The 24,761-nt window shown below is 52.0% G+C and carries 21 protein-coding genes; 11 read left to right on the top strand and 10 right to left on the bottom strand.

Annotated features, from left to right (window positions below):
- The first annotated feature begins 48 nt into the window (after nucleotides 1–48).
- Entirely contained in the window at nucleotides 49–1,059 is a 1,011-nt protein-coding gene (locus tag CKV66_RS08175) for a 2Fe-2S iron-sulfur cluster-binding protein (RefSeq protein ID WP_085362946.1), read from the top strand.
- Between the two features lie 198 nt (nucleotides 1,060–1,257).
- Nucleotides 1,258–2,553, top strand: coding sequence for a hemolysin family protein (locus tag CKV66_RS08180; RefSeq protein WP_085362947.1), 1,296 nt, complete (start codon nucleotides 1,258–1,260; stop codon nucleotides 2,551–2,553).
- 382 nt (nucleotides 2,554–2,935) lie between these two features.
- Here the strand turns inward: CKV66_RS08180 and CKV66_RS08185 are convergent, their stop codons facing one another.
- The 3 genes from CKV66_RS08185 to CKV66_RS08195 are packed head-to-tail and all read right to left on the bottom strand — an operon-like array spanning nucleotide 2,936 to nucleotide 6,030.
- On the bottom strand, nucleotides 2,936–5,107 hold the full coding sequence (locus tag CKV66_RS08185) for a heavy metal translocating P-type ATPase (protein ID WP_085362948.1): 2,172 nt from the start codon (nucleotides 5,105–5,107) through the stop codon (nucleotides 2,936–2,938).
- A 26-nt stretch (nucleotides 5,108–5,133) separates the two neighbouring features.
- Nucleotides 5,134–5,796, bottom strand: a complete 663-nt coding sequence (gene yczE, locus CKV66_RS08190) for a membrane protein YczE (protein ID WP_085362949.1) — start codon at nucleotides 5,794–5,796, stop codon at nucleotides 5,134–5,136.
- Nucleotides 5,797–5,814: 18 nt separating this feature from the next.
- Nucleotides 5,815–6,030: a heavy-metal-associated domain-containing protein gene (locus CKV66_RS08195; protein ID WP_004283341.1), complete on the bottom strand. Its 216-nt coding sequence runs from the start codon at nucleotides 6,028–6,030 to the stop codon at nucleotides 5,815–5,817.
- Between the two features lie 84 nt (nucleotides 6,031–6,114).
- On the opposite strand from CKV66_RS08195, the gene cueR reads away from it, so the two are divergent.
- Together cueR and CKV66_RS08205 are read left to right on the top strand one after the other, a co-directional pair.
- Nucleotides 6,115–6,501 carry a Cu(I)-responsive transcriptional regulator gene (gene cueR / locus CKV66_RS08200; RefSeq protein WP_085362950.1) on the top strand — a complete coding sequence of 129 codons (387 nt, stop codon included), beginning with the start codon at nucleotides 6,115–6,117 and terminating at the stop codon, nucleotides 6,499–6,501.
- A 133-nt stretch (nucleotides 6,502–6,634) separates the two neighbouring features.
- The gene (locus CKV66_RS08205; protein ID WP_085362951.1) at nucleotides 6,635–7,282 is read left to right on the top strand and encodes a tellurite resistance TerB family protein; all 648 of its coding nucleotides are present in this window, start codon (nucleotides 6,635–6,637) and stop codon (nucleotides 7,280–7,282) included.
- A 194-nt stretch (nucleotides 7,283–7,476) separates the two neighbouring features.
- Here the strand turns inward: CKV66_RS08205 and CKV66_RS08210 are convergent, their stop codons facing one another.
- Both CKV66_RS08210 and CKV66_RS08215 read right to left on the bottom strand, forming a co-directional pair.
- Nucleotides 7,477–8,172 carry an SIR2 family NAD-dependent protein deacylase gene (locus tag CKV66_RS08210; RefSeq protein WP_085363100.1) on the bottom strand — a complete coding sequence of 232 codons (696 nt, stop codon included), beginning with the start codon at nucleotides 8,170–8,172 and terminating at the stop codon, nucleotides 7,477–7,479.
- 116 nt (nucleotides 8,173–8,288) lie between these two features.
- On the bottom strand, nucleotides 8,289–9,821 hold the full coding sequence (locus CKV66_RS08215; protein WP_085362952.1) for a phospholipase D family protein: 1,533 nt from the start codon (nucleotides 9,819–9,821) through the stop codon (nucleotides 8,289–8,291).
- Nucleotides 9,822–10,340: 519 nt separating this feature from the next.
- Between CKV66_RS08215 and CKV66_RS08220 the strand changes: the two genes are divergently transcribed.
- From CKV66_RS08220 to efp, 7 genes are all read left to right on the top strand, one after another.
- Nucleotides 10,341–11,486, top strand: a complete 1,146-nt coding sequence (locus CKV66_RS08220) for a 5-(carboxyamino)imidazole ribonucleotide synthase (protein WP_085362953.1) — start codon at nucleotides 10,341–10,343, stop codon at nucleotides 11,484–11,486.
- A 169-nt stretch (nucleotides 11,487–11,655) separates the two neighbouring features.
- Nucleotides 11,656–12,558, top strand: coding sequence for a factor H binding protein domain-containing protein (locus CKV66_RS08225; protein ID WP_157739158.1), 903 nt, complete (start codon nucleotides 11,656–11,658; stop codon nucleotides 12,556–12,558).
- A 202-nt stretch (nucleotides 12,559–12,760) separates the two neighbouring features.
- Nucleotides 12,761–14,374 carry a glycosyltransferase family 2 protein gene (locus tag CKV66_RS08230; protein WP_085362955.1) on the top strand — a complete coding sequence of 538 codons (1,614 nt, stop codon included), beginning with the start codon at nucleotides 12,761–12,763 and terminating at the stop codon, nucleotides 14,372–14,374.
- 134 nt (nucleotides 14,375–14,508) lie between these two features.
- Entirely contained in the window at nucleotides 14,509–15,804 is a 1,296-nt protein-coding gene (gene serS, locus CKV66_RS08235) for a serine--tRNA ligase (protein ID WP_085363101.1), read from the top strand.
- A gap of 162 nt (nucleotides 15,805–15,966) precedes the next feature.
- The gene (locus CKV66_RS08240) at nucleotides 15,967–16,407 is read left to right on the top strand and encodes a DNA polymerase III subunit chi (RefSeq protein WP_085362956.1); all 441 of its coding nucleotides are present in this window, start codon (nucleotides 15,967–15,969) and stop codon (nucleotides 16,405–16,407) included.
- 437 nt (nucleotides 16,408–16,844) lie between these two features.
- Nucleotides 16,845–17,996: an elongation factor P maturation arginine rhamnosyltransferase EarP gene (gene earP, locus CKV66_RS08245; RefSeq protein ID WP_085362957.1), complete on the top strand. Its 1,152-nt coding sequence runs from the start codon at nucleotides 16,845–16,847 to the stop codon at nucleotides 17,994–17,996.
- Between the two features lie 45 nt (nucleotides 17,997–18,041).
- Entirely contained in the window at nucleotides 18,042–18,602 is a 561-nt protein-coding gene (gene efp / locus CKV66_RS08250; RefSeq protein ID WP_085362958.1) for an elongation factor P, read from the top strand.
- 244 nt (nucleotides 18,603–18,846) lie between these two features.
- On the opposite strand, the gene CKV66_RS08255 is transcribed toward efp, so the two are convergent.
- From CKV66_RS08255 to pgl, 5 genes are all read right to left on the bottom strand, one after another.
- Entirely contained in the window at nucleotides 18,847–20,214 is a 1,368-nt protein-coding gene (locus CKV66_RS08255) for a sugar MFS transporter (protein ID WP_085362959.1), read from the bottom strand.
- A 226-nt stretch (nucleotides 20,215–20,440) separates the two neighbouring features.
- Nucleotides 20,441–22,102 carry a glucose-6-phosphate isomerase gene (pgi, locus tag CKV66_RS08260; RefSeq protein ID WP_085362960.1) on the bottom strand — a complete coding sequence of 554 codons (1,662 nt, stop codon included), beginning with the start codon at nucleotides 22,100–22,102 and terminating at the stop codon, nucleotides 20,441–20,443.
- The gene (locus tag CKV66_RS08265; protein WP_085362961.1) at nucleotides 22,099–22,953 is read right to left on the bottom strand and encodes an SIS domain-containing protein; all 855 of its coding nucleotides are present in this window, start codon (nucleotides 22,951–22,953) and stop codon (nucleotides 22,099–22,101) included. Before CKV66_RS08265 ends, pgi begins: the two co-directional genes overlap by 4 nt.
- 87 nt (nucleotides 22,954–23,040) lie before the next feature.
- Nucleotides 23,041–24,078 (bottom strand): glucokinase, encoded by a 1,038-nt coding sequence (locus tag CKV66_RS08270; RefSeq protein WP_085362962.1) that lies wholly within the window; start codon nucleotides 24,076–24,078, stop codon nucleotides 23,041–23,043.
- Entirely contained in the window at nucleotides 24,059–24,757 is a 699-nt protein-coding gene (gene pgl / locus CKV66_RS08275) for a 6-phosphogluconolactonase (RefSeq protein WP_085362963.1), read from the bottom strand. Before pgl ends, CKV66_RS08270 begins: the two co-directional genes overlap by 20 nt.
- Nucleotides 24,758–24,761: the final 4 nt, after the last annotated feature.

Below are 24,761 nucleotides of genomic sequence, written 5' to 3' on the forward strand. Positions count from 1 at the left end.
TGAAACCTTTAAAGCCCTTCCGATAAACAATTTTATCTTCCGCAACTTATGTCTTACACCGTTACCCTTGTGCCTGATCATGCGACTTTCAGCGTTGAAGCCGACGAACCGATATTGAGCGCAGCCAAGCGGCAAAATTTCAACCTGCCCCACTCTTGCCAAAACGGCATTTGCGGGCAGTGCAAAGCCGAAGTGGTCAGCGGCGACGTTGCGCAAGGCGTTCATGCCGAGCTGGCTTTGAGTTCGGAAGAAGCGGCTCAGGGCAAAATTTTAATGTGCTGCACCACGTTAAACGGCGATGCGACCCTGAAAATCCCCGGCTACAACGGTGCATCCGCCCCACCCGTCAAAACATTTCCAACGCGGGTAGCTTCCGTGGACTATATCGGCGATGTGGCCGTCTTAACTTTGTCTTTGCCCAAAGCGCCGCCATTCCAGTTTTGGGCGGGACAATACATCGATATTCTGCTCAAAAACGGCCAAACCCGCAGCTATTCCATCGCCGGCAGTCCAAACCAGCCGGAAACGCTGACGCTGCACATTGCCAAGCGTGAAGGCGGTTTGTTTTCCGCCATGCTGTTCGGTGAAGAGGCTTCCATTCAAGAAAAAACCATTTTGCGTGTGCGCGGCCCTTTGGGTACGTTCACGCTGCAAGAGAGCGACAAACCGGTTATTTTCATGGCAACCGGCACAGGTTTTGCGCCTATCGCCAGCATACTGCGCCAACTGGCCGACAATGGCAGCAACCGCACGGTACATCTTTATTGGGGAGCGCGCCATGAAAGCGGCCTGTATGATTTTCAGACGGCCTCAGACTTGATTGCCCGTTTACCCAATGCCCGCTTCACGCCCGTGCTGTCCCGCCCTGATGAAGACTGGCAAGGCGCGACTGGCTATGTTCAAACGCAAGTTGCTGCCGACCACCCCGACTTATCCGGCTTTGAAGTATATGCATGCGGATCACCACAAATGATTGAATCAGCTAAGGAATTGTTGCAGCAGCAATGCAGCTTGCCCGAAGAAGCTTTCTTCTCGGATGCGTTTGTTTCTGCGGTTTAATTCGCTGTCTATCTCCAGCCGATGCCGGACTGAAAATATTAGTTGCAAAGTTATGTACTTAAATATGCCTGCCTGAACGCCGCTTAGCCAAATCAAGCGCTTTCAGGCAGGTATTTTGCTTGGTGTAACTTTACGGCCTCAATTCTGTCTATCAAATAATGCTACAATCCAACCGTTTACAACAAATCTTTATTTTTTATGAGTATTCTTGAAGCAGTTTTCATTTTATTGCTGTTGGTGCTGATAAGTGCCTTTGTATCCGCCGCCGAATTGGCTTTGGCCTCTTCCCGTAAAATCAAATTACAAGTGATGGCAAAAGAAGGCGATGTGCGCGCCCTAGATGTGCTGAACATGCAGGAACATCCGGGCAGTTTTATTACGGTGGTGCAAATCGGCCTGAACGCGGTGGCGGTATTTGGCGGTACGGTCGGCGAGGCGGCGGTGCGGCCGTTTTTAAGCAATCTGCTGGCCGGCACCGGCTTGGAAACGGCGGCTTCCGTGCTGGCGTTTGTTTTTGTGACCAGCGTGTTTATTCTGTTTGCCGACCTGATGCCCAAACGTTTTGCCATCATCAACCCCGAACGGGTGGCCGTGCGCGTAGTACGGCCGGTGATGCTGCTGATTTTTGTGCTTAAGCCCCTGATTTTCCTGCTTGACGGCATGGCCAATCTGATTTTCAAATTGCTGAAAATTTCCACCGTGCGCAGCGACGGGCTGACTTCGGAAGACATTTACGCCGTGGTGGATGCCGGTGCGCAGGCCGGCGTGTTGAAGCAGCAGGAACACTATCTGATTGAAAACATTTTCGATATGCAGGAGCGCACGGTCACTTCCACCATGAGCGCGCGCGAATATTTGGTTTATGTGGACAAAAGCGACAACAACGAAACCGTGCTGAAAAAAATGGATGAAACGCCGCATTCCAAAATTTTAGTGTGCAACGGCGGGCTGGAAAAAGTGATCGGTTATATCGAATCGCACACGTTTCTCACCCATTATCTGAAAGAGCCAAACATCAACCTAACCGACCGCCGCGTATTGCGTAAGGCTTTGTTTATTCCCGATACTTTGTCGCTTTACGAAGTGTTGGAAACCTTCAAAAACGCCGGAGAAGACTTTGCCGTGATTATCAACGAATACGCCCTCGTGGTCGGCGTGATTACGCTGAAAGACGTGATGAGCATTGTGATGGGCGATTTGGTGGCAACCGAAGAAGAGCCGCAAATTATCCGCCGCAACGAAACCTCTTGGCTGATCGACGGCGCAACGCCGCTGGAAGACGTGATGCGCGCGCTCGACATCGCCGCTTTCCCCCATTCAGAAAACTACGAAACCCTCAGCGGCTTTATGATGTATTCCTTGCGCAAAGTGCCCAAGAGAACCGATTTCGTGGTGTTCGACAAATACAAGTTTGAAATTATCGACACGGATAATCTGAAAATCGACCAGCTTTTGGTTTCGCTTCATCAGGATGCGCTTGAAAAGAAAGATTAAAGCAATGCCTGTCTGAAAACTTAGCAAATAAACTTTATTTTTGTCATGGTTTCGTCATGCTCGGGCTTGACCCGAGCATCTCTTAGAGTTACCGAAACTCAAGACACTCGGGTCAAGCCCGAGTATGACGGGTGTACTAATTTTTAAGTTTACTTGCTAAGTTTTCATGCAGGCATCATCTTAATAAATCCTGCGAAACGGCCGGTTTAGGACAACTACAACTATTCGATAAATAAATCCAACCGCTTGAGTGTTCATTTCGGCAATCCAAGATTTTGTTTTCACAATACATTCAGCCCAAAACGCCGACGATACGGCCGTCTGAAAATATCGGCCATACTATGCGCGTCTTTAACCGCCGCCGGGCGTATTTCAATCTCCGTCATTTAATCTTCACCCGCTTCAACCTCAAAGCATTTCCCAACACCGACACCGAACTCATCGCCATCGCCGCGCCCGCAATAATCGGACTCAAAAAGCCGAGCGCGGCCAGCGGTATGCCCAAGGTGTTGTAGATAAAGGCGAAAAACAGGTTTTGTTTGATGTTTTTCAAAGTGGCGCGGGAAATCAGCAGGGCATCAACCATTTGGTTGACGGAATGCTGCATCAGCGTGGCGGAGGCAGTGTGTTCGGCAACGTCTGCGCCGTCTTTCATGGCAAAGCTCACGTTGGCGGCGGCGAGCGCAGGGGCGTCGTTGATGCCGTCGCCGACCATGGCAACCACCTTGCCGGCGTTTTTCAATTTTTGCACTTCGGCGGCTTTGTCGCGCGGGCTCATGTTGCCGTAGGCATGGGTAATACCGAGCTGTCCGGCGATGTAGCCGACCACGTTTTGGTTGTCGCCGCTCATGATGTAAACGTCGATGCCGTGGTTTTTCAGACGGCCTATGGCTTCCTGCGTGTCGGTTTTGAGCGCGTCGGCAAGGGCGAACGCGCCGACGGGTTGGTCGTTGACCGACACGGCCACGATGGTGGCGATGCGCCATACGGAATCAAGATTATCGGGCAGCACGAGATTGCAGTAATCGGGTTTGCCCACTTTCACTAAGCCCGCGCCGTCAATCTCGGCGGAAATGCCTGCGCCGACGGCGGTTTGTGCGTTTTGAGTTTCGGGAATGTCGATGCCGCGCGATAAGGCCGTCTGAACAATGGCTGCGGCCAGCGGATGAGTAGCATTTTGTTCGACTGCCGCAGCAAGTCGGTAGAGTTCGTTTTCGTTTATTGCGGAGTTTTTTTCAGACGGCCTCAACCACAACGCCGCTACCTGCGGTTTGCCTTGCGTGAGCGTGCCGGTTTTGTCCAACACCACCGCGTTCACATGGGCCGCTTCTTCCATGGCGGCGGCATCTTTAAACCAAATGCCGTGTTTCACCGCTTTGCCCATGCCGACCATCATTGCGGCGGGCGTGGCCAAACCGAGCGCGCACGGGCAGGCGATGACCAGCACGGCCACGGCGTTCATCAACGCAGTCACCCAATCTGTTCTCACATACCATGTAATCAAAAAAGTTAACACGGCAATCCCGACCACCACAGGCACAAACACGCCCGCCACTTTGTCGGCAATGCGTGCAATCGGCGCTTTGCTGCCTTGCGCTTCCGATAGAGCTGCCATCATGTCGCCGAGCAGGGTTTCGCTGCCGAGCTGTTCGGCGCGGTAAACCACGCTGCCGTCGGTCATTACCGCGCCTGCCAGCACTTTGCTGCCCACGGTTTTGGCTTCGGGGTTGGATTCGCCGGTGAGATGGCTTTCGTCTGCCCAGCCGTTGCCGCTTTCCACCCTGCCGTCCGCCGCGATGCGTTCGCCGTGGTTGGCGCGGATTAAATCGCCGATCTGCACGTCATCAAGCGGCACTTCCTGCCATTGCCCGCCGCGCTGCACGCTTACTTGGCGCGGCGTGAGTTTCAGTAGCAGGCTCAGGCTGTTAAGGCTGTTTTTCTTGGCGCGGTGTTCGAGAAATTTGCCCAAGCTTACAAAGCCCACCACCATCACGCCCGCTTCAAAATACACATGCGCCATATCGCCGTGATGTGCGTGCGGGTGGAAAAACAGCATGAACACCGAGTAGAGATAAATCGCTACCGTGCCCACCGTTACCAGCACGTCCATATTCGCCAGCCCGCCCTTGATGCTCGCCCACGCGCTTTTATAAAAGGGAACTGCGAGCCAAAGCTGCACGATGCTCGCCAGCACAAACTGCCACACTGGCGGCATCATCCAATCGTGCCGCCCGATCATCATACCCGCCATGCCGAACAAAAACGGCACGTTAATCGCCAGCAGCAACCACAGCCGCCAGCCGATATGCGGTTCGGCCTCGATTCGCGGCAGAGCGTCGGTTTTCAACACAGCCTTAAAGCCTGCTTTTTCAATAATGTGAATCAGCGCATCGGCATCGGTGCGGCTGTCGTCAAACACCACCTGCGCTTCTTCGCCGGCAAAATTCACCGAGGCCGTCTGAACAAAGTCTTTTTTGTTCAACACTTTTTCAATACGGCTGGCACAGGCTTGGCAAGTCATGCCGTCGATTTGGAAACGGGCTTTTTGTTGCATGGTATTTCAGCCTTTCATATTTAGTTTCAGACGGCCTCGATAGGCTGCTGCGGATACCGTTTGGCAATCTGCTGCAAACTCAACTGCACCACCCAGCCGACACCGAACGCAAACAGCAGCGTACCCAAACCCACCACACCGCCGAGCAGCCAGCCGGTCAGACACACCGAACTTTCTATCATCGTGCGCACCACGCCTACCCGCCAACCGGTTTTCTGGCACAAACCGATCATCAGGCCGTCGCGCGGGCCGGCACCCAGATAACAAGTCAGATAGAGAGACGAAGCCATGCCGATCACCACCACGCCGCCCACACATTGCAGCAGCCGCCAGCCCAAAGCGGCAGGCGGAGACACCCACTGCACAAACACGCCCAACACCGCCGCAATCAGCACCATATTCAATATCGTGCCCAGCCCCGGCCGTTGGCGCAAAGGCAGCCACAGCATCAATACCGCCGCGCTGATTAAAAATGTTACCGTGCCGATATCGAGGCCGCTTTGCACCACAATGCCCTGCGCCAATACCGTCCACGGCGTAGAACCCAAAGCAGCGTTCACCAGCATGCCTTCGCCCACGCCGAACAAAATCAGCGCAAAGCACAACATCGCCAAAGATTGCGGCCGCAAAGACCACCATGCGGGCGCAGACCACGGCGTTTTCGGCAAAATGCGTCGGGTTTGGGTCATAAAAACTACCTTTGCATTTTATTGAGACAAAGAAGCATCAAAGCCCGCATCTTCAATGGCTTCAACCAATTCGGCAGTTTGCACTTTGGCCGGGTCGAACGTAATTTTTGCAGAGGCAGAGGCCAAATCCACTTCGGCTTTTTCCACGCCGTTCAACGCTTCCAGCACTTTGGTAACGCTTTTTACGCAGCCGCCGCAGGTCATGCCGCCGACGTTGATATTGATGGTTTCCATGATTTTTCCTTTCGTAAACAATATGGGGTTATTTGCTATAACGGTGTTAATATAAACCTTTACCTACAGTTAAGGTCAAGCCTTATGAACATCAGCGAAGCCGCCCGCCAAACCGGTTTGTCTGCCAAACAAATCCGCGATTACGAAAAACACGGCCTGCTCTCGCCCGCGCCGCGCACGGAAAGCGGTTACCGCCGTTATGAAGAAAGCGATTTGAAACGTTTGAAATTCATCCGCCACGCCAGAGACGTCGGATTTTCGCTGCAACAAACCGCAGAGTTGCTGAAACTGCAAGACAATCCCGTGCGCAACAGCCGCGAAGTCAAAGCCATCACCGCGCGCCACATCGCCGCACTCAATGCACAAATCCTCTCTTTGCAGCAGATGGTGGCCGAGCTTCAATCGCTTCACGACGCCTGCAAGGGCGACGACTGCCCGGAGTGTTCGATTCTGGAAGGGCTTGGGAAATAATCTGCCCTACCCGCGCGGTTTGGGCTTTTGTAATCCGTCTTTGCCTTATTCCTACATTCCCTAACATAAATCCCGCTTGCATTCCCGTCAAACAACGCCATATCAGGCCTGCCACATCAACGAAAGGATCAACATGAACTTCAACAACCTTCTGAATCAAGTTTTGAACACCGTACAAAAAGGCAGCAGCAGCTTAGGCAAAAGCAACGGCAGCCTGCTCGGCAAAATCGGCAGCGGCGCCGCCGTTACCGGCTTGGCTTCCATGCTGTTAAAGAAAAAAACCTCTAAAAAACTGCTGAGTGCCGGCTCGATGGCCGCTTTGGGTATGCTGGCCTATCATGCTTACCAAAACTGGCAGCGCAACAACAATAATGCCGCCGCCAACCAACAAGCCCAGCCCGTATTGAATCAGGCGTCGTTCGATCCTACCGGACAAGCCGCCGAAGATGCGGGGCGCGTTATCCTGCGCGCCATGATTGCGGCTGCGGCTGCCGACGGCGTGATTGAAGACGAAGAGCGCCAAATGATTCAGGCCGAAAGCGGCAATGATCCCGAAACGGCGAAATGGGTTGCCGACGAAATCTTGAAACCCGCCACCGCCGCTGATATCGCCCGCGACATCGGCAACAATCCCGCTTTGGCCGCCGAAGCCTACTTGGCTGCCCGCATGGTGTGCGGCGACTTGGCGCGCAAAGAAATTGTGTTCCTTTCCCAGCTGTCTCAAGCTTTGAATTTGGACGAGAAACTGGTGGAAGCCTTAGAGCAGCAAGCCGGTTTCTAAGCACTTGATACAATTAAGCTGATAAATGCTTGCCCAAACACATTGAGGCCGTCTGAAAATATTTTTCAGACGGCCTCAATGTAATGGGCGAACAACACGGTTACCAATATATCGCAGCGGGCGGATATGCAATCTGTTTCGCAATCGGCGCAAGTGTTTCAAAATCATTGCGGATTTTTCAAAGGCATCCAACTTTAATCGCCGTGCGCCTTTTCCGCCCTCCGAACCAACTCTTCCACCAATTCCGGCACGCCGTCTTTGGCTTTTTTCGCCAGAATTTCCACCGCTCTGCCCGCCTGCGGATTGGGGTCCACCAAAAAACATTCCGTATGCGGCGGGGCGAATCCCAATAAAGACGCGGCGGGATAAACCTGTAACGACGTACCCACCACCATCACCACATCAGCATCGCGCATTTCTTCCACCGCCTGCGGAAACAGCGGCACTTCTTCGCCGAACCACACGATATGCGGGCGCAAGGGGCGGCCTTTGCTGTCGGTGTCCGATTCGGTCAAATCGCCCGTCCAATCCAGCACTTCGTCTTCATCGGCACAGCTGCGCACTTTGTTTAATTCGCCGTGCAGATGCAGCACATGGCGGCTGCCCGCGCGTTCGTGCAGATTGTCGACATTCTGCGTAATAATCTGCACGCGGTAATGCTGCTCCAGCCGCACCAGTGCTTCATGCGCGGCGTTGGGCGAAGCGGCATTGGCCTGTTTACGTCGCATATTGTAAAACTCCAGCACCATATGCGGATTGCGGGCAAACGCTTCGGGCGTGCAGACTTCGCTCACTTTATAGCCTTCCCACAAGCCGCCTGCGTCGCGGAAGGTTTTTAATCCGCTGTCGGCGCTGATACCCGCACCGGTCAGAACTACACATTTTTTCATCACAACCGCCTCTCCGTTATTGGTTTGATGCGTGATAAGGCAATTCAAAGCATACCGCATTTTTAAACTCATACAACGAGGCCGTCTGAAAAACTTTTTTCAGACGGCCTCAATCTTTACAGCAATCCTTCAATCGGCAACACCGACAGTATTTTCACCGTTATCCTTTTCCAGAAGCCCGCTTCCGGCTCTTTTGAAGACACTGTGCCGTCTTCCGGGTCTTGCCATTGCAGTTTGTTGCGCTGGTTTAAGGTTACTTTATAAGCGTACTCCGGCGTCGTCTGCTGCAATTTGTTTTGCATTTTTTGCGCCAGCTCGGGGTTTTCAATCACCACGCCCATTTCGGTATTCAACCTTGCCGAACGCGGGTCGAGATTAAATGAGCCGATAAACACGCGCTGCCTGTCCACAATAAAGTTTTTCGCGTGCAAGCTGGTGGAAGAGCTACCCGTCAAACCGCGGTCTTTACTTTTGGGCACGGCATGGTTGGCTTTCAGCTCGTATAAATCAACGCCCGCTTTAATCAGCGGCTTTCGGTAGCGCGCGTAGCCGGAATGCACGGCGGCCACGTCGGTAGCCTGCAAAGAATTGGTCAGCACGGTAACTTTAACGCCTTGTTTTACCAAATCGGCAATGGCTTCCGTGCCTTCTTTGGTGGGCACGAAATACGGCGACACCAGATAAATTTCTTTTTCGGGCGAACCCAAAGCCTCGTCGATCTTCTCGCTGATTTGCGGCTTGTGCCGGTCGCGGTTCAAACCTTTGGAAGGATCGTCGCTCACCAGCTTGGTTTTGACGTATTGCCATTCTATCTGGTTGTTTTTAATGGCTTCAAACAGCTTAGACTGCTCCAAATCGCTGCGGTAGCGGGCGAGAATTCTGTTTTTATCATCGTCGCCGATTTCCAAATCCCGCCAGCCTTTTTCAACATTCACCCGCCGCACGATGCGCTCCAGCGGATAAGCCGAATCGCTCGCCCAATAGCGGTCGAAATCTTCGGAAACTTCCGACACCACGCGGCCGGTAGCTAAAATATCCAAGTCTGAAAAAGCAGTATCGGCGCTGATATTGAAATATTCGTCGCCGATATTGCGCCCGCCGAGTATCGTTGCGTGGTTATCGGCGGTGAGGGTTTTGTTGTGCATGCGGCGGTTGAGACGGGGAAAATCTGTCAGATAGCCGAGTGCGCGCCATTTTCGGTTGAGGAACGGGTTAAACAGGCGGATTTCGATGTTGGGATGGCTGTTGAGCGCGGCCAACACATGATCCAGCCCGTTGGTGTTGTTGTCGTCGAGCAGCAGGCGCACGCGCACGCCGCGCACGGCGGCTCTGTGCAGCATGTTGAACAGGATTTTGCCGGAAACGTCGTTGTGCCAAATGTAGTATTGCAAATCGAGGGTGTGGTCGGCGGAATCAATCAAAGTGGCGCGCGCCACAAAAGCATCGTGCGCGTCGTCGAGAATATAGATGCCCGAAGTGTCGTCCTGCCAGTCGGTATTGCGCTTGGTGGGCGATTTGAGCGCGGTAGTCAAACGCTTCGACGCCGGTACGTCCAAATAGTGCGTAACGGTGCGGTTTTCCAATGAGGGCAGGCTCAAACAGCCCGAAAAGAAAAATGGCAGCATGAAGCAGATAATGTAGTGTCTCATGTGTTTGTGTCAATTTTTCAGACGGCCTTACCATACTATTAAAAGAAACGGGCGGCGGTATAAAGTTCAACCTGTGCCGCTGCTTGCGGCGCGGCAGTGTATAACAGGCCGTCTGAAAGAGTTAAAACCGGCGGGGATTGTACCTGCATTTTTATGCAATCGGCCTACATCCGCCTGAGCGGTGCAATCATGCAATATAAGGCCGGCAGCCGTTAAGCCGGTACGGAGCAGTGGGCAGCAAACGCCGACTGCGCACAGTCACACCCAAACCCTTGCAACTGCACCCCGCCCGCGATTGTACGCCATGATTTCGTTGCAAAAAAGCAAACCTATGCAAAAGCTGTCAAACATCATCTCAAGCAGCAGTGCCCGAACCCAAGCCATTTTGCACCTGCAGCCGCACGCTCCGCCGCAGTTTCCCCACGCCGAAAATGCCACTTAAACCAACGCGATGGTTTATAATTCCGCTCCGTTCAACACAGTTTCCAACCGCTACGCCAACCGTTTTCCATAACAACCATGAATAAACACAATCCTATCCTTCCTCCCGCCAATCTCGGCATTCTCGGCGGCGGCCAGCTCGGCCGTATGTTCGCCGTCGCCGCCAAAACCATGGGCTACCGGGTTACCGTGCTCGACCCCGATCCCAACGCGCCGGCCGCCGACTTTGCCGACCGCCATTTGTGCGCCGCTTTCGACGACGAGGCCGCCTTAAACGAGTTGGCCAAATGCGCCGCCGTTACCACCGAATTTGAAAACGTCAACGCCGATGCCATGCGTTTTCTGGCACAACACACCGTAGTCTCACCCGGCGGCGACTGCGTGGCCATTGCGCAAAACCGTATTCAGGAAAAAGCATGGATTCAAAAAGCCGGCCTGCAAACCGCGCCTTATCAGGCCGTCTGTAAACCTGAAGACATCACCGAAGCCAGCGCTGCCTTTCTGCCCGGCATCCTCAAAACCGCCACATTAGGCTACGACGGCAAAGGCCAAATCCGCGTCAAAACCTTGAGCGAACTGAAAGCCGCGTTTGCCGAACACGGCGGCGTAGATTGCGTGTTGGAAAAAATGGTGGACTTACGCGGCGAAATTTCCGTGATCGTATGCCGTCTGAACAGCGACAACGTGCAAACCTTCGACCCCGCCGAAAACATCCACGAAAACGGCATTCTCGCCTACTCCATCGTCCCCGCCCGCTTGAGTGCGGATGTCCAACAGCAAGCGCAACGAATGGCGCGCCGCTTGGCAGACGAACTGGATTACGTCGGCGTATTGGCGGTGGAAATGTTTGTAGTCGGCGATACAAACGAATTAATCGTCAACGAAATCGCCCCGCGCCCGCACAACAGCGGCCACCACACCATTGATGCCTGCGCCGCCGACCAATTCCGGCAGCAAGTACGCATCATGTGTGGTCTGCCGCCCGCCGACACCCGTTTATTGTCAAGCTGCTGCATGGCCAATATTCTGGGCGACGTGTGGGGCGAAAACGGCAGCGAACCCGATTGGCTGCCGCTGCAAAACCACCCGCGCGCGCACTTGCATCTATACGGCAAAAAAGCCGCCCGCGTCGGCAGAAAAATGGGGCATTTCACCGTATGCGCCGACGATGCCGACGAAGCGTTTAACACCGCACAGACTTTACACCGCAGCTTGTCGGCATAATCCTAATAAACCGCCCTACCGATACAGGCCGTCTGAAACACTTTTCAGACGGCCTGCTTGCTTTCCGGGAATCCCGGCTTAAAAAACAACCGCTCATATTTCAAAAGCATATTCAAAGCACATTCTTGTTATGATTCCGGCCTATACAACGCTTTCTGAAAGAGCCAACATGAAAAACACCGCATCTTTGTTATCCCTTACCGTCTCTGCTCTTCTGCTCACCGCCTGCGGAGGCGGAGGCGGAGGCCAGCCCGATATTTCGGCAACACCAACCAGCACAAAAGGCTGGAGCATGTACAAGCATTACCAAGACGATGAATGGGAATATACTTACACAGCCAGTAAAGACGACATCGGCGACATACCCGGCGAAGAATACCGTATCAACAACATCGTGATGACTTTTAACAACAAAAAATACCATATCGGTAATAAAGTCATCGATATTTCCAACCTGCCTTTGGGCTTGAACAATCTGAAATATCAAATCCAAGTTACTCAAACCCGCCTTTCTAATCAAACCAAAGATGATCAGTCTGCAATAGGCTCAATGCGCTTATACAAGCAACAATATTCTGTCATCGCGGGCAATAATCTGGATAAGCTCTATTCAATGAAACAAGGAGAGCTTACCTTAAAAGACAATGAATATTCAGTTGACGATGCTCAAGGCCGGTTCACACCTTTCGAGCAACTACCCAAAGCGGGTAAATTCACCTACAACGGCTCTGCCTTCACCGCAAACGAAGAAGGCAAACTCACTTACACCGTCGATTTCGATAAAAGTGAAGGCAGCGGCAGCATCAGCGGCTTAAACCGCTTCGGCGACATCAGTCTGCACAAAGGCGAATTGAAAAAAATCACCACCGGCCCACTTAAAAACGGTGGTGAAATTTGGGGGCAGGCGTCTTCGGCAAACCATCACAAAGGCTACTATGACGTAACCTTCTTCGGCCCTAACAGCGAAGAAATTGCCGGAAATCTCCGTTTCGACCATATGAAAGTGAGAGCAGACGGAAAACAAGACAGCTTGGAAATCGGCATCGCCGGCTCGCGCGAACCGCTGAAATAACCTTATCCAAGCCTCAAGGCCGTCTGAAAAATAATGTTCAGACGGCCTGATTCTTTTGCCAAATCTGCGAAAATATCGGAAACTCAGCGTTTTCTGAAAAGCCGCCGTGCAAACCGTGCTACCATGCTTTTCAGACGACCTTACCCTATGTCCCAAATGACTCAAGCCGTTTTTCAGACGGCCTCCCGCATCCCAACTATTTATGCAAACACACAAAATCCACGCCAGCGCAGCCATGCTGGTGAAAAATTCCGAACGCTATCTCCGAGAAGTGCTGACCGCGCTGGCCGATTTCGACGAAGTGCTGTTGCTCGATAACGGCTCCACCGACCGCACGCTTGAAATTGCCGCCCGCTTCGATAATGTGCGCGTGTGCAAGCACGAGTTTATCGGCTTCGGCCCGATGAAAAACCTCGCCGCGTCGTTTGCCAAACACAATTGGATTTTCAGTATCGACAGCGACGAAGTGCCCGATGCCGAGCTGATTGAAAGCATCCGCAATGCCATAGAACACGACGACCCGCAAACCGTGTACACCTTGTCGCGGCTGAACCATTACAACGGTCGCTTAATCAAAGGCTGCGGCTGGTATCCTGATATTTTGCCACGCCTGTATCAGCGCAACTATATTCAGTTTTCAGACCGCAAAGTGCATGAATCCTTGGTGTTGCCGCCCAAAACCAACGTCCGCTCCCTCAAAGGCCGTCTGAAACATTATTCGTTTCAAAACGCCGAAGGGCTGATTCAAAAAATGCAGCAATACAGCACGCTGTATGCCGAAGAAAACCGCTACAAAAAAGATTCTTCGCCGTTTAAAGCCCTTTGGCACGGCGCGGCATCGTTTATCAAAAACTACCTGCTCAAAAAAGGCTTTCTCTACGGTTCAGACGGCCTGATTATTTCCGCCGCCAATGCACAAGGTTCCTACTACAAATACGTTAAGCTCTACGAACACAACCGCAACATGAGCGTATCGCTGATCATCACCACCTACAACCGCCCCGACGCGCTGGCTTTGGTGTTGAAATCGGCATTGGCGCAAACCCGTCTGCCGCAGGAAATCATCATCGCCGACGACGGCTCGGACAGGCGCACCACCGAAGTGGTCGGCAACTTCACCCAAGCCAGCCCCGTGCCGGTCAAACACACTTGGCAGAAAGACGACGGCTTCCGCGCCGCCGAATCACGCAACCGCGCCATTGCCGCCGCAACTTCGGATTACCTGATTATTATCGACGGCGACATGGTGCTCGATCCGTCGTTTATCGCCGACCACATCGCCGCGGCCAAAAAAGGCCGTCTGATTCAAGGCTCGCGCGTGATTCTCAGCAAAGAGCGCACCGAAGCCATATTAAACCACCCCGGCCTGCCTTTGCCGGAGCTGTCTTTTAACTCAAACGGTGTGAAAAAACGCCTGTCGGCCCTGCGCCTTACCAAGTTCGCCAAGCTGATCGGCAAACGCGGCAACCGCAAACACAAAGGCATCAAAAGCTGCAACATGGGCTTTTTCCGCGACGATGCACTGGCGGTAAACGGCTTCAACAACGAATTTGTCGGCTGGGGTCGCGAAGACAGCGAATTTGCCGCCCGCTGCTACCATAGCGGCATGAAACGGCACAATCTGAAATTCGCCGGTATCGCCTACCATCTGTGGCACCACGAAGCCGAACGCGCCGCCCTGCCGCGCAACGATGCCCTGCTGCAAGCCACATTGAATGAAAAGAAAACCCGCTGCGAACGGGGCGTGAACGAGTTTTTAGAAAAACCGCCCGCACCCGATCCACAACTTGAACTCGACATCGAAGAAAACACATAAGCATTCATGCAGATTCGATAAACACACAGCCCAAAGGTCTCAGGCCGTCTGAAATGTTTTTCAGACGGCCTTTCCGCCCTGAATTGGTTTACAATAACGGCCATTCCGATTTTTTACTTTGTTTGAGAGCAACCATGTTAGACATCCAACAACTCCGCAACCACACCGCCGCCGTAGCCGCCCGTTTGGCCGAACGCGGTTACGAATTTGACACCGCCCGTTTCGAAGCATTGGAAAACCAACGCAAACAGCTGCAAGTCCGCACCGAAGAATTACAGGCCGCCCGCAACAGCGAATCGAAAAAAATCGGCATGCTCAAAGGGCAAGGCAAACACGAAGAAGCCGAACAAGTGATGGCGCAGGTTGCCGATATCAAAAACGAACTCGAACAAAACGCCGTCAAACTCGAAGCCATCCAAACCGAATTCGAAGCATGGTTGGCCGGCATTCCCAACCTGCCGCACGAAAGCGTGCCGGTAGGAAAAGACGAAACCGAAAATGTGGAAGTGCGCAAAATCGGCACACCGCGCACATTTGATTTCGAAGTAAAAGACCACGTTGATTTGGGCGCGCCGCTGGGCTTGGATTTTGAAGCCGGCGCACAGCTTTCCGGCGCACGCTTTACCGTGATGAAAGGCCAAATCGCCCGCCTGCACCGCGCTTTGGCACAATTCATGCTCGATACACACACCATGCAACACGGTTACACCGAGTGCTACACGCCCTATATCGTCAACGACAGCACCCTGTTCGGCACCGGCCAATTGCCGAAATTCGGCGAAGACCTGTTCCACGTTACCCGCGGCGGCGACGAAACCAAAACCACGCAATACCTGATTCCCACCGCCGAAGTTACCCTAACCAATACCGTAGCCGACAGCATCATGCCGTCTGAAAATCTGCCAATTAAATTGACCGCGCATTCGCCCTGTTTCCGTTCCGAAGCTGGCGCATACGGCAAAGACGTGCGCGGCCTGATCCGCCAGCACCAGTTCGATAAAGTGGAAATGGTGCAAATCGTCCACCCCGAAAAATCTTACGATGCGCTCGAAGAAATGGTAGGGCACGCCGAAAAAATCCTGCAACTGCTGGAACTGCCCTACCGCGTGATTACCCTGTGCACCGGCGATATGGGCTTCGGCGCAGCCAAAACCTACGATTTGGAAGTATGGGTGCCCGCACAAAACACCTACCGCGAAATTTCGAGCTGCTCCAACTGCGAAGACTTCCAAGCCCGCCGCATGAAAGCCCGCTTCAAAGACGAAGACGGCAAAAACCGTTTGGTACACACCTTAAACGGCTCAGGTTTGGCGGTCGGCCGCACGTTGGTGGCCGTGCTGGAAAACCATCAAAACGCCGACGGCAGCATCAACATCCCCGCCGCACTGCAACCTTATATGGGCGGCGTAACCAAGCTGGAAGCCAAATAACGGCAGAGGCCGTCTGAACACTTTCAGACGGCCTCATCTTATTGTTTCCGCCGCAACCCGGCCTTACCGCATCTCCCATCTATATTAAACATAATTAAACATACCCATACGACACTTCAGGCCGTCTGAAAAACACAGCGCAACCGAACCCGAAAGACCAACATGCCTAAAGCAACATTCTATACCCATGTCGGCAACCCCTACGCCTTCACCTGCCGTTTGGCCGCCCGCGCCATGCAAAGCGGCTCCCGCGTATTGGTGTGGGCGGATTCGCCCGAAGCCGTGGCGCGCTTGGATATCGACTTATGGCAGTTCGAGCCGACCAGCTTCTTGGCTCACGAAGTTTGGGAAACCGGCCAAGACTGCCCCCGAGACGTGCCGCTGGTGCTGGCTTGCGGCAACACTCTCCCCGAAGTAGGAAATAATTTAGTGGTGCTGAATCTTGCGCCCGATTTTTGGTGCGACGCACCAATACCGCCTGCGCGGGTGTTGGAAATCGTCGGCAGCAACCTCGAAGAACTCGACGAAGCCCGCGAACGGTTCCGCGCTTATCGGAGCAGCGGCTTTGAAATCGAGCATCACAATATGCAGGGCAAAGCCTGACGTTTTTCTCATCGAAAGGCCGTCTGAAAAACTTTCCCGCCAGCTTTTTTCCGAAGCAAAAAATATTTTTTCCGCAAATGTTCATTCAAAAAAACATGAAAATTTCTACCCTTCCCGCATCATGACATCAAGCTAAATACAAGTGCCATCAATACTTTGCCGCTTACTCACAAAAGATGTGGATAACTTTGTGGACAATATGTGAAATACACCCCTTTTCCTCGAAAAATCAGGCTTTCCACATCGTTGCACAAAAAATAAGCCTTTTACTAAAATTTATAAATATCAATAAGTTAATACAGAATTAAAGTTGTCAAGCACCCAATCGGCAAGCCATACCCACCCGCATGAAATTGTGTGGATAAAAACATAAAAATGCTTGACAAAAGCTTTTCCCGCTATAATCTCCGACCAGTCAAAGCCTTAACCGAGAAACCATGCCGTCTGAAAATACTTCCCTCAAAATTTGCTGGTTGTTTTGCAATGTGATCGACAACTTCGGCGATATCGGCGTGTCGTGGCGGCTGGCAAAAATGCTCACCCGAGAGCTAGGCTGGCAAGTGCATTTATGGGTGGACGATACCGCCGCCCTGCGCGCCCTTTGCCCCGATTTGCCCGCTAAGCCCTGCATCCATCAGCACATCATCGTGCGAACATGGCAGGCAGAACGCGCCGACGGCTTGGATAGCGCCCCGCCGCCGCACATCGTTATCGAAACCTTCGCCTGCGATTTACCGCCCGATGTTTTGGCAGTTATCCGCCGGCATCGACCGCTGTGGCTCAACTGGGAATATCTCAGCGCCGAAGACAGCAACGAAAAGCTTCACGCCCTGCCCTCGCCCCAAACCGACGGCTTGCAAAAATATTTCTGGTTTATGGGGTTCAGCGAACGAAGCGGCGGCCTCTTGCGCGAACAAGACTACGAAATACACTGCCGTTTTGACGAAGACGCCTTCCGCCAAATCTTAAAACTCCCTCCGAAAACCACCCCTGAATGGCTGCTGTTCGGCTATCACAGCCCCATATGGGCAAAATGGCTGACTATGTGGCAGCAAGCCGGGCAGCCGCTTACCCTGCTGCTGGCCGGCAACCAAATCATCGACAGCCTGAAAAAAGCGGGTGCCATTCCGCCTCATACCTTAAACAGCGACGGCAGCATTTTTCAGACGGCCTCGGTTCAACTCATTAAAATCCCATTTATTCCGCAAAGCGATTTCGACCGCCTGCTGCACCTTTCAGACGGCCTCATCATCCGCGGCGAAGACAGCTTCGTGCGCGCCCAATTCGCCGCCAAACCCTTTTTCTGGCACATCTACCCGCAGGAAGAATCCGTGCATATCGACAAACTGCACGCCTTCTGGCGCAAAACCTATGCGCACTACCCCGATAATATTCAGACGGCACATCAAGCCCTGTCGGACGAACTCAACGGCGCACGCTCCCTAACGCCCGCGCAACGCCTCGAAGCATGGCAAACCTTGCAGCGGCATGCCGACGAATGGCGGCAAAGTGTCGCGGATTGGAAAAACACACTTTTCAAACAGCCGTCCGCCATCGAAAAACTAGCCAAATTTATCGAACGCCGCTAAAATAATGCGTTTATTTTTAACCGAATCATTGATTGGAAGCACAACATGAAAACCGCACAAGAACTGCGCGCAGGTAACGTATTTATGGTCGGCAACGACCCGATGGTAGTACAAAAAACCGAATACATTAAAGGCGGCCGCAGCTCTGCCAAAGTCAGCATGAAACTGAAAAACCTGCTGACCGGCGCAGCCACCGAAACCATCTACAAAGCCGACGACAAATTCGACGTCGTGATTCTGGCCCGCAAAAACTGTACTTACAGCTACTTTGCCGACCCCATGTACGTATTCATGGACGAAGAGTTCAACCAATATGAAATCGAAGCCGAAAACATCGGCGACGCATTGAAATTCATCGTAGACGGCATGGAAGACGTGTGCGAAGTAACTTTCTACGAAGGCAACCCGATCTCCGTAGAACTGCCTACTATCATCGTGCGCGAAGTAGAATACACCGAGCCTGCCGTTAAAGGCGACACTTCAGGCAAAGTGATGAAAACCGCGCGTTTGGTCGGCGGCACCGAAATCCAAGTGATGGCCTACGTTGAAAACGGCGACAAAGTCGAAATCGACACCCGCACCGGCGAATTCCGCAAACGCGCCTAATGCAAAACCGACAGCCTTGATTTGAGGCCGTCTGAAAAACAAAAACCGCATCGCTTATATCGGCAACAGCCGTTTCAAGCGATGCGGTTTTTAATTTGGCCCCAACAGATTCCAAGCCTCCGTTCAAACTAACGAAGCCGAATCCTTTGAAAGCATCATCTGTAAAACCAAAGGATTAACACAAAAACAGGCCGTCTGAAATTTCAGACGGCCTGTTTTCATGAAGCAAGGTTCAAAACAGCGCTTAAGCGTGTTCGTCTGCTTTGTAGCCTTTTAGCGCGAAAAATGCAATATATAAGTAACACAAAACAGGAACCCAATAAGACACCAAATAATTATCTCCCGTGCGGGTTACGATATCACCTTGTAACAATGGTATCAAAGCACCACCAACAATCGCTGTACAAATAATGCCTGACGCATCAGCAGTAAACTTTCCCAAACCTCTGGTAGCCAATGAAAAAATCGTGGGGAACATAATTGAGTTAAATAGGCCAATAGCCAGTAATGCATATTTCGCAGTCGAAGCTTTGTTCACATCCCCTGCAAAAACTACTAAAAGCAGTAACGCAACGGCAATCAAAGAATTCAACAACAAAACTTTGTTTGGCGCAAAGCGGCTCAACACTGCACTACCCATAAAGCGGCCAACCATCGCTCCACCCCAATACAAACTTAACAACACCGCGCCGCTTAAGTGAGTAATATGGATATCGCTTACCAAATAGTAATAATACTTAGCAAAAAAGTTATAAACCCACATGATCAACCCACTGCCTTCGGCCGGCACATAATTTGGCATGGGCAAGTTTTGCGTCATATGCTCCATAGTCAGAATATATTGACTACCAATCGCTACTTCTGCACCTACATAAAAGAAAATGGCAAGTGCCCCTAAAATCATATGCTTATACTGAAAAACACTGGTTTTTCCGTCTTTATTTTCTTCTGTAACATACTCTGCAATTTTTTCTGCTGCCGGTAATTTAATCGAAGCAACTGCCACCGCTAGTAATACTAAAATACCTGTCAAACCCAGATACGGCATTTGCAATGTTTGTGCTTTTTCAGCAGCCGTTAAAGATTGTGCGGCATCAGAAAGAATCAACAGACCGCCCACAGAAGGCGCTATCGCTGTCGCCACCGAGTTGAACGCCTGAACCAAAGTGAGGGTTGCGGATTCTTTACCCGGACGTGCCAGCAATGTTACATAAGGGTTGCCGGAAACCTGCAAAAATACAATGCCTGTAGCCATTATAAAAAACAAAGGCAAGAATACCATGTAATACAGAGACTTATCTGCAACACCGTTACCTAACATCGCAGTGGCCGGATAAAACAAAAATGCGCCCAATGCTGTAATTAAAAAACCTGAAACTACGGTTTTCTTATAACCGATTTTATCAATCACTTTACCGACCACAAACGACATCACAGCATACGCAGAAAAAAATGCAACTTGCACCAACATCGAGTCGCGATTACTCAGATGAAAAACCTCTTTCAAATGAGGAATCAATACATCATTCAAACAGGTAATAAAACCCATCATAAAAAATAAAGAAGCCAATACACTCAACGCAGCTGTATTGTTTTGTGATTGCGTAGACATTTGATTTAAATCCTTATACAAACGTGATTTATTAAAAACCGTTATTCCCACACGGCTATCGGAGGCAAACCCGACAGCGGTTGAAATACCGATAATACTCATACTCTTATCAAACGGATATTGCGATTTTTTATATACCTCATATATTTTTTACCGCCTAAAAACATGTTTTCAGACGGCCTATTATGCTGTGCTACCCGTTTGCTTTTTCTATGCGATAAAAACCTTAGCAGCCGGCATCTTTGTCGCAATTGGCATTGCGGTATAAGCGGATTAGCCGCTCGGTGGAGCTGTCGTGCGGCTGCACTTCGGTTTCGCCGGTCAGCTCCGACAAAATCGTTTTGGCAAGCTGTTTGCCCAGCTCTACACCCCATTGGTCAAAACTGTTGATGCCCCAAATGATGCCCTGCACAAAGGTTTTGTGTTCATACAAGGCAATCAGGCTGCCCATGTTGCGGGGGTTGATTTTGTTCATTAGAATCAGATTACTGGGGCGGTTGCCGGAGAAGGTTTTATGTGGCACCAAGTCTTCGATATGCGCCTCATCCATACCCTGCGCTTTCAACTCTGTGCGCACTTCGTCAGGCGTTTTGCCGCGCATAAATGCTTCCGCTTGAGCGAAGACGTTGGCCAGCAAAATTTCGTGATGGCCGGGTAAATTGCTGCGCTTTTGCAGCGAGGCAATCAGGTCGATGGGCGTAATGTGCGTGCCTTGATGCAGCAATTGGAAGAAAGCATGCTGGCCGTTGATACCGGTTTCGCCCCAAATAATCGGTGCGGTTTCATGCTCCACCGCTTTGCCGTCGAGCGTAACCTGTTTGCCGTTGCTTTCCATATCAAGCTGCTGGATAAATTTGGGCAGGCGGTGCAGGTGTTGGTCGTACGGGGCGATAATGTGGCTGCCGCCGCCGTAATAATTGATGTACCAAATCCCGATCATCGCCAGCAATACCGGCATGTTCTGTTCCAGCGGCGCATTGAAAAAATGCTGGTCCATCAAGTGCGCGCCATTGAGCATTTCAATGAAATTTTCTTCGCCCAGATAAAGCATAATCGGCAGGCCGATTGCCGACCACAGGCTGTAACGTCCGCCGACCCAATCCCAAAATTCAAACATATTGGCGGTGTCGATACCGAAATCGGCAACGGCTTTTTTATTGGTGGATACGGCCACAAAATGTTTAGCCACCGCCGATTCTTCGTCGGCATGCTTCAAAAACCACTCGCGTGCAGTCAGGGCGTTGGTAAGGGTTTCTTGCGTGGTAAAGGTTTTGGAAGCGATGATGAACAACGTGGTTTCGGGGTGTACTTTTTCCAGCACGTCGCGCAACTGCGAACCGTCCACATTGGAAACAAAGTGCATTCTCAAACGCGGATGGCCGTAGGGTTTGAGTGCGGTACACATCATCAGCGGCCCCAAATCCGAGCCGCCGATGCCGATATTCACCACATCGGTAATCACTTGATTGGTATAGCCCAGCCATTCGCCGCTGCGCACTTCGTGGGCAAACTCGCCCATGCGGTGCAAAACACGGTTCACTTGCGGCATTACGTCTTCGCCGTCTACAAGAATCGGGGCATTGGTACGGTTGCGCAGAGCCACATGCAACACGGCGCGGTTTTCGGTGGTGTTGATTTTTTCGCCGCGAAACATCTGCTTGATACGTTCCAGCACACCCGCTTCCCGAGCCAACTGCATCAGTAGAGACAGCGTTTCATCGGTGATGCGGTTTTTAGAATAATCCAATATCAGGCCGCCCACTTCCAGCCAATAGCGTTCGGCACGGTGCGGATCGTCTTTAAACAAATCGCGCATGTGCAGGTTTTTGGTGGCATCAAAATGCTTCCACAGCTCGCGCCATACAGGCAATTCCTGCATATGTTTCATGACTCTTCCTTGTTGTATTCCAAATGTTTGCTGTGAATGCTGCGTTTGCCTTTCTGCAATTGCAGGCTGGCGGTTTCGCCGAGTCTCAACGCCAAACCGATCGTCAGAATATCAATAACAGCCAACTGAAGCAGGCGCGACACCATCGGCGTGTACAATTCGCTGTTTTCTTGGGAGGAAATACTCAGCACGCAATCGGCCAATTGAGCAAGCGGCGATTCCGAGCGTGTAACCGCAATCACGGAAGCACCGTTTTCTTTGGCAATGCTCACGGCATCTAGCAATTCGATCGAAGAACCGGAATTGGAAATCACCACCAACACATCTTGGCTACTCAACACCGATGCAGCCATCAATTGAATGTGGGTATCGACGTAAGCCACGGTAGAAATGCCGAAGCGGAAAAACTTATGTTGCGCGTCTTGAGCAACGATGCCCGAGTTCCCCACACCGTAAAACTCAATACGGCGCGCTTGGCTGAGCATGGCCACGGCGGCTTCAAGGTCGGCTTCTTTTAAAAAGCGGCGCGCGCCCAAAATGGAGGCGGCGGCATTGCCGAGCACTTTCTCCACCACCGTACCCATATCATCGTCGGCATTCAGCTCTTCATGCACATAAGGCATACCTTCATTGCCGAGACTTGCCGACAAAGCCAGTTTGAACTCGGGCAAGCCTTTGTAACCCAAGCTGCGGCAAAAACGGATAACGGTAGGCTGGCTTACGGAAGCGCGTTCGGCAATCTCAGCCACTGCGGCATGAACAAACCATTTCGGTTCGGCCAAAGCCGATTCGGCCACTTTTCTCTCCGCACCCGACAAATCGCCGAGTGATTCGCTGATTTTACTTAACATAATGATTCTACTCTCTTTAATTTTTTTATTTTTGGATATCCGGATACTGGTTTGCTCAGATTATTCAATGCAGAAAAACATACCGCTTTATGCTTTTTTGCCTGCCGCGCCGCCTAATGCCGCAGTGTTGTTGCACTTGCCTTCCAAATGATGGGACAAGGCCACAGCCGCACCCGTAATACCGGGATGTTTCCCCAACACGATATATACGGGAATCGCCGCCAGATAAGCATCAAAGCGGCCTTTGCTTTCAAAGCGCGTGCGGAAAGGCGAGCTTTTGAAATAATCAATAAAACGCGGAATGATGCCGCCGCACAAATACACGCCGCCGCTTGCGCCCAATGTAAGCGCGAGATTGGACGATACCGTGCCCAACATGGCGCAGAAAATATCCAAGGTCAAACGGCATAAGGGCGAAGAGCCACTCAACGCCTGCTCGCTGATTTCAGACGGCTTCATTTTTTGACGTTTGACACCCTCTTTTTCTGACAAAGCTTCATGAATTAATACCAACCCGGCACCGCTCAAAAAGCGCTCGGCCGACACATGGCCGTATTTTTTCTTAGCGTATTGCCAAATCATAATTTCCGCGTCGTCAAAAGGCGAAAAGCTTACATGACCGCCCTCGCCTGCCAGCGGTACCCAGCCCGAATTGCTGGGAATCAGCCCGCTTACACCCAAACCGGTGCCCGGCCCGATCACGGCTTTCGGCGCATTCTCCACCGGTTTGGAACCGCCCACCTGCACCAATTCCTCTTTGGGCAAACGGGTAATCGCCAAAGCCTGTGCGGTAAAATCGTTCAACAAAATCAAGGTGTCCAAACACAAAGATTGGCGTGTGGTCTCGATTGAAAACGCCCAATGATGGTTGGTCATCTGCACCCAATCGCCCAAAATCGGGTTGGCAATCGCAATCGCCGCGTGGCTGATTTTGAGGTTGCCGGCGCGCTTCAGGTATTCGCGGATGGCATCGACGATGGTGTCGTAATCATTGCACTTCAGCACTTCTATCTGCTCAAGCTGCTGCGGCGAGGTTTCCAGCGCAAAGCGTGCATTGGTACCGCCGACATCGGCTACCAAACGCGGCCATTCGGCAACAACGGTTTCAGTTTGCGTAGTGGACATGGCAATTTACCTTTTCATTATTAAGAATAAAACTGGTCGGGAGGTTTTTCGAAAGCGCGGCGGCGGCCTGATCGAACACGGCTTTTTTCTCTGCGCCTTGAATCGCCAAAAATACTGCGGGCGTTTTCACAATGGCAGCCAGCGTCATGCTCACACGCTCATGCGGCGCGGTCACGGGCGTGGTATGCAGCAGCGGCACTTCGTTGGCCAAATCCAGCCCGCTGTCCAATTGCGGTGCCTGCGGAAACAGCGATGCGGTGTGCCCGTCACCGCCCATCCCCAACACCAACGCGTCCGGCTGGCGGTAATGTTTCAAGGCCGTCTGAACAACAGCTTCGGGTTGTAGATCGGCTACTTGCCGTTCCGCTTCCACCACCGGAATCCACTCCGAGGCGGCGGCTTTGTTTTTCAACAGGTATTCATGTACCAATCCGGTATTGCTGTCGGGGTGGTCGGTAGGAACGATACGCTCGTCCACCAGCGTAACGGCAATATGAGCCCAATCCAAATCTCTCTGCGATAAGGCTTCAAAAAAAGCGATTGGCGAACGTCCGCCCGACACGGCTAAAACGGCATTGCCCCGTTTATCCAGCGCAACTTCCAATGCAGCGGCAACGGCATCGGCCAAGGCGGCGGCAGATGCGGCGGCACTTTCGTGATGGTGCCATTGGTAAGCCATGATA

It is taken from the genome of Neisseria zoodegmatis (assembly GCF_900187305.1).
Lineage (GTDB): Bacteria > Pseudomonadota > Gammaproteobacteria > Burkholderiales > Neisseriaceae > Neisseria > Neisseria zoodegmatis.

Coding starts and splice junctions, on each gene's coding strand:
- CKV66_RS08175 (WP_085362946.1), top strand. CDS start 49: ATGTCTTACACCGTTACCCTTGTGCCTGATCATGCGACTTTCAGCGTT.
- CKV66_RS08180 (WP_085362947.1), top strand. CDS start 1,258: ATGAGTATTCTTGAAGCAGTTTTCATTTTATTGCTGTTGGTGCTGATA.
- CKV66_RS08185 (WP_085362948.1), bottom strand. CDS start 5,107: ATGCAACAAAAAGCCCGTTTCCAAATCGACGGCATGACTTGCCAAGCC.
- yczE (WP_085362949.1), bottom strand. CDS start 5,796: ATGACCCAAACCCGACGCATTTTGCCGAAAACGCCGTGGTCTGCGCCC.
- CKV66_RS08195 (WP_004283341.1), bottom strand. CDS start 6,030: ATGGAAACCATCAATATCAACGTCGGCGGCATGACCTGCGGCGGCTGC.
- cueR (WP_085362950.1), top strand. CDS start 6,115: ATGAACATCAGCGAAGCCGCCCGCCAAACCGGTTTGTCTGCCAAACAA.
- CKV66_RS08205 (WP_085362951.1), top strand. CDS start 6,635: ATGAACTTCAACAACCTTCTGAATCAAGTTTTGAACACCGTACAAAAA.
- CKV66_RS08210 (WP_085363100.1), bottom strand. CDS start 8,172: ATGAAAAAATGTGTAGTTCTGACCGGTGCGGGTATCAGCGCCGACAGC.
- CKV66_RS08215 (WP_085362952.1), bottom strand. CDS start 9,821: ATGAGACACTACATTATCTGCTTCATGCTGCCATTTTTCTTTTCGGGC.
- CKV66_RS08220 (WP_085362953.1), top strand. CDS start 10,341: ATGAATAAACACAATCCTATCCTTCCTCCCGCCAATCTCGGCATTCTC.
- CKV66_RS08225 (WP_157739158.1), top strand. CDS start 11,656: ATGAAAAACACCGCATCTTTGTTATCCCTTACCGTCTCTGCTCTTCTG.
- CKV66_RS08230 (WP_085362955.1), top strand. CDS start 12,761: ATGCAAACACACAAAATCCACGCCAGCGCAGCCATGCTGGTGAAAAAT.
- serS (WP_085363101.1), top strand. CDS start 14,509: ATGTTAGACATCCAACAACTCCGCAACCACACCGCCGCCGTAGCCGCC.
- CKV66_RS08240 (WP_085362956.1), top strand. CDS start 15,967: ATGCCTAAAGCAACATTCTATACCCATGTCGGCAACCCCTACGCCTTC.
- earP (WP_085362957.1), top strand. CDS start 16,845: ATGCCGTCTGAAAATACTTCCCTCAAAATTTGCTGGTTGTTTTGCAAT.
- efp (WP_085362958.1), top strand. CDS start 18,042: ATGAAAACCGCACAAGAACTGCGCGCAGGTAACGTATTTATGGTCGGC.
- CKV66_RS08255 (WP_085362959.1), bottom strand. CDS start 20,214: ATGTCTACGCAATCACAAAACAATACAGCTGCGTTGAGTGTATTGGCT.
- pgi (WP_085362960.1), bottom strand. CDS start 22,102: ATGAAACATATGCAGGAATTGCCTGTATGGCGCGAGCTGTGGAAGCAT.
- CKV66_RS08265 (WP_085362961.1), bottom strand. CDS start 22,953: ATGTTAAGTAAAATCAGCGAATCACTCGGCGATTTGTCGGGTGCGGAG.
- CKV66_RS08270 (WP_085362962.1), bottom strand. CDS start 24,078: ATGTCCACTACGCAAACTGAAACCGTTGTTGCCGAATGGCCGCGTTTG.
- pgl (WP_085362963.1), bottom strand. CDS start 24,757: ATGGCTTACCAATGGCACCATCACGAAAGTGCCGCCGCATCTGCCGCC.